Source organism: Microcystis sp. M109S1 (assembly GCF_020247025.1).
Taxonomy (GTDB): domain Bacteria; phylum Cyanobacteriota; class Cyanobacteriia; order Cyanobacteriales; family Microcystaceae; genus Microcystis.
In genome coordinates, this window is sequence record NZ_JADBRW010000030.1 from 1 (window position 1) to 3,956 (window position 3,956).

The 3,956-nt window shown below is 42.2% G+C and carries 5 protein-coding genes; 4 read left to right on the plus strand and 1 reads right to left on the minus strand.

Going from position 1 to position 3,956, the window contains the following annotated elements:
- The first annotated feature begins 245 nt into the window (after window positions 1-245).
- The 4 genes from IM322_RS01220 to IM322_RS01235 all read left to right on the plus strand — a co-directional run bounded on the left by IM322_RS01220 (window position 246) and on the right by IM322_RS01235 (window position 3,860).
- A complete protein-coding gene (locus tag IM322_RS01220) occupies window positions 246-1,112 on the plus strand; it encodes a response regulator (RefSeq protein ID WP_286826632.1) in 867 nt (288 codons plus the stop codon).
- Window positions 1,109-1,399 carry a circadian clock KaiB family protein gene (locus IM322_RS01225; protein ID WP_002752661.1) on the plus strand — a complete coding sequence of 97 codons (291 nt, stop codon included), beginning with the start codon at window positions 1,109-1,111 and terminating at the stop codon, window positions 1,397-1,399. Before IM322_RS01220 ends, IM322_RS01225 begins: the two co-directional genes overlap by 4 nt.
- A 387-nt stretch (window positions 1,400-1,786) precedes the next feature.
- On the plus strand, window positions 1,787-2,980 hold the full coding sequence (locus IM322_RS01230) for an NAD(P)/FAD-dependent oxidoreductase (RefSeq protein WP_287677122.1): 1,194 nt from the start codon (window positions 1,787-1,789) through the stop codon (window positions 2,978-2,980).
- A gap of 109 nt (window positions 2,981-3,089) precedes the next feature.
- A complete protein-coding gene (locus tag IM322_RS01235) occupies window positions 3,090-3,860 on the plus strand; it encodes an FkbM family methyltransferase (protein WP_287677124.1) in 771 nt (256 codons plus the stop codon).
- On the opposite strand, the gene IM322_RS01240 is transcribed toward IM322_RS01235, so the two are convergent.
- Window positions 3,850-3,956, minus strand: a 107-nt coding sequence (locus IM322_RS01240; protein WP_287672076.1) for a transposase, incomplete at its 5' end; no start/stop codon positions are given. The genes IM322_RS01235 and IM322_RS01240 overlap by 11 nt on opposite strands.

The window sequence follows — 3,956 nt, forward strand, 5'->3', positions numbered from 1 at the left end:
GGCCGAATTTGAAGTCTTTTCTGAACGAAACCCCCTACTATCTGTTGTCAAGGTTCAGTTTTTAGCTTGGTTATCGCTTTTTCCATTGTAGCTTAAAGCCGTCGTAAAACGACGGGGTTTTAACCCAAATTTTCGATAAGACTTCGAGATAGCGGGTGCTAGATTGTGATTTTGTCCTTGCGTTTCCCAAAGATGGGCGTACTATGAAAGTAGGGGAAAAAGATAATTTTAGCGATCGATTAACAATGACTAGGGATATCTGTAGGATTTTATTGATAGAGGATGAACCGACGACTGTTAAATTAATCCAGAGATTGCTGTTAAAGGCCCCCCAATGTTCCCTGGCCGGGGGGTTGACTTTTACCCTCACCCAAGCTCAGGATCTACAGGAAACTGCCGAAAAACTAGCAGGGGAGAAATTTGATCTCATCCTCTTAAGCTTGGAAATCTCTGTCCCCCCCGGCTTAAATATTCTAGTCAAAACCAGAGAATTAGCCTCTGATATACCGATAGTAGTTCAAACTACTAGCAATGATGAGAAATTAGTCGTTAAAGCCTTTCAACTGGGTGCTGACGGTTATATTCAGTTAAATAATATCGATAGTAGTCTTTTAGTCTATCAAATTCGTGTGGCGATCGAGCGTCAGCAATATATCCTCAATCTTAAACATCAACAACAGGAAGAGGAATTTCGCGAACTGGAACAGTTAATCAAGGGAGTACAAACTAGCATCACGGCGAAAATGTTCGGTTCTGAGGCAATAAAGCAGAGTATTCCCGATATTTTTCAAGAATTAGTCCAAAATTACGGAGACTTATTAGACTTAGCTTTAGAAGAACAAGCATACAAAGTGGAACATAATCTATCGGAACGACTGCGAAGCTTGGCCGATAAGTTAGGATTCTTAAAAGCTAGTCCTCGCGATGTGGTGGATATTCATACCACCACCCTACGCCAAAAAAATCAGGATGTCACCCTGGCTAAAGCGCAGGCCTACGTTAGCGAAGGTCGTCTCATGGTCCTGGAATTGATGGGTTATCTCGTCTCTTTCTATCGTAAATACTATATCGGTCTCAGCAACATTAAACTGTTCAATAACACGCAATCATGAGTCAATATCTTCTCAAACTCTACATTATGGGCGATTCCAGTAAATCCCAGAGGGCGATCGCCAATATTTTTCGTATCTGTCGCGAGGAGTTATCCGATCTTTATACGGTAGAAATAATTGATGTTCTCGAACAGCCCCAATTAGCGGAACAGGATAAAATTCTCGTAACTCCTACTTTAGTCAAACAACTTCCCCCACCCCTACAAAGAATTATCGGCGATATGTCCAATACTCAAAAGGTTCTCCTCGGTTTGGATGTTATTCCCAAAGACTCCCATCTCAATTAGGATTCACCTAAAAATTCTTCTGGTTAGGTTTTTCCTCTCTAATAAGCTCTAATCTTAATTTTATCCGGCGGTCAAATTAGTAACCGCTCTCAACATATTGCCCCAGTCAACCGGCCGCACCCGATAGCACTTCTATCAGGAATTAAGGTAAGCTGTTGAGCAGTAAGATTTTAAGGAACTAATTATGTTTAAAAATTGGTCTTTCGACGATTGGATGAATCATATCCTTTTTCTGGCTACAATTGTGGCTTTGCTGACCATTTGGCTGGTTAGATAAATAAAAACTATTTTTCTTTCCTTGCTTTACCGAAAATTTGGGTTTAAGGTTCCCCGTCCATTTTACGGCAAGGAGTGTCAAAATAAGAAACAAAACCCTCAGCGATCGATATGACTGACTCAAACCCAAAAATTTGTATTCTCGGTGGTGGTTTTGGTGGACTCTATACTGCTTTACGTTTGAGTCAATTGCCTTGGCCCGATCAACACCCCCCCCAAATTACCTTAATTGATAAAAACGATCGCTTTTTATTTTCTCCCCTTCTCTACGAATTAGTCACCTCAGAACTAGAATCCTGGGAAATTGCTCCCCCTTTCAGCGAATTGCTCGCCAATACCCCCGTTGACTTCCAACAGGGAACCGTCACGGCGATCGATGTTAATAATCATAAAATAACCCTTGACAATCAAAACGATATATGCTATGACCGCCTCGTGATCGCCCTCGGTGGTCAATCCTCCCTTGACTTCCTACCCGGGGCCAAAACCCACGCTATCCCCTTTCGTAGTCTCGAGGATGCCTATCGTCTTCGGGATCGACTCAAAACCCTAGAACAATCCGATCGCGATAAAATTCGGGTCGCCATTATCGGGGGCGGTTATAGCGGCGTAGAATTAGCCTGTAAGCTGGCTGATCGCCTCGGAGAAAGGGGAAGAATTCGTCTGATCGAAAGAAATAGCGATATAATTGCCCTTTCACCCCAATTTAACCGCGACACTGCCAAAAAAGCCCTGGAAAAACGTCTGGTTTGGTTAGACCTAGAAACCACCGTCGCCGATATCCAAGCTGATCGCCTCTCCCTTGACTACAAAGGACAGATCGACAATATCCCCGTTGATCTAATTCTCTGGACCGTTAGTCCGATCGCCTCCCCACTGATCGCTAATTTGCCCATAGCACATAATGAGCGCAAATTACTAAAAGTTAATCAATATTTACAAACTGTCGAAAACCCCAGTATCTACGCGATCGGCGATGCGGCCGATAGTCGCGATCAAGACGATAAACCCTATGCTGCCACAGCCCAAGTGGCCCTTCAACAGTCCGACTACTGCGCTTGGAATATTTGGGCGAGTTTCCACGATAAACCGGCTTTACCCTTCCGTTATCAACCTTTAGGCGAAATGTTGACCCTCGGCATCGATGAAGCTACCATTAGCGGTTTAGGACTACAATTAGCCGGCCCCCTTGCCCATCTTACCCGTCGCTTAGTCTATCTCTACCGTCTGCCCACCCTCAACCATCAAATCGCCGTAGCATTTAACTGGATTACCCAACCGCTTCTATCCCTCATCTCTGAGTAGCAGTTGCAGGGATAGAGGATAATTAAAGTGGCTTTTTTTGCTCTAGTTACTTGTCACTTGGATTGCTATATTGACTGTATCAATTACCCGCCTAATTTACAAAACAATTATGAGCATTAAAAGCCGGCTGAAAAATTTGATTCATGAATTGAGTCTTGAGACTTACAAGAAAGTTTCCCCCGATTCCTTCCCTGCTGGTTGGGATGTGGCCTCAGATATAGAAAGAATTTGTCATCACCAGCAACCAAGGATTATTTTTGATGTCGGGGCTAATATTGGACAAACAGGTAGTTACTTTCATCAAAAATTTCCTCAAGCTGATATTCTTTGTTTCGAGCCAATCAAGGAAACTTTTACCCAATTATCTCAAAAATTTGCTAATAATCAGCGAATTCGCTGTTTTCCGATCGCTTTCGGCGAGCAACCTTCAGAAAAAACAATTATCTTAAACTCTAATTCTCAACAAAACTCCCTCAGCGATGCCTTAAACCGGCCCGTAGGCGAGAATCAAGGCCAATCCACCGACAAAACAGAAGCAATTACAATTGATAGCTTAGATAATTTTTGTCAAGCTCAGGGGATAGATAGGATAGACCTGCTTAAAATGGACACAGAGGGTTATGAGCTACAGGTTTTAGCTGGAGCAACCAATTTTCTAGAAGAGAGAAAAATTGCCATGATTCTTTCAGAAGTTGGGTTTCGTCCCTCCGATTTTCGCCATACATTTTTTACAAAAATTTACGACCAATTGTATCAAAAAGGCTTTCGTTTTAATGGTCTATACGATTTATCCTATTGGTCTCCCTATCCCTATGAAGGACTAATTTACTGTAACGCTGGCTCTTCTGGTTTTCGTGTGTTAATTTTTGTTATGAATTAAAGCAAGCAAACAGCTTAAGTCGAAGATGTTCAAAATTGGTAAATCCATAACTTATTCTTTTAATAAGCTTTATTTTGGTATTCATTCCCTCAATTA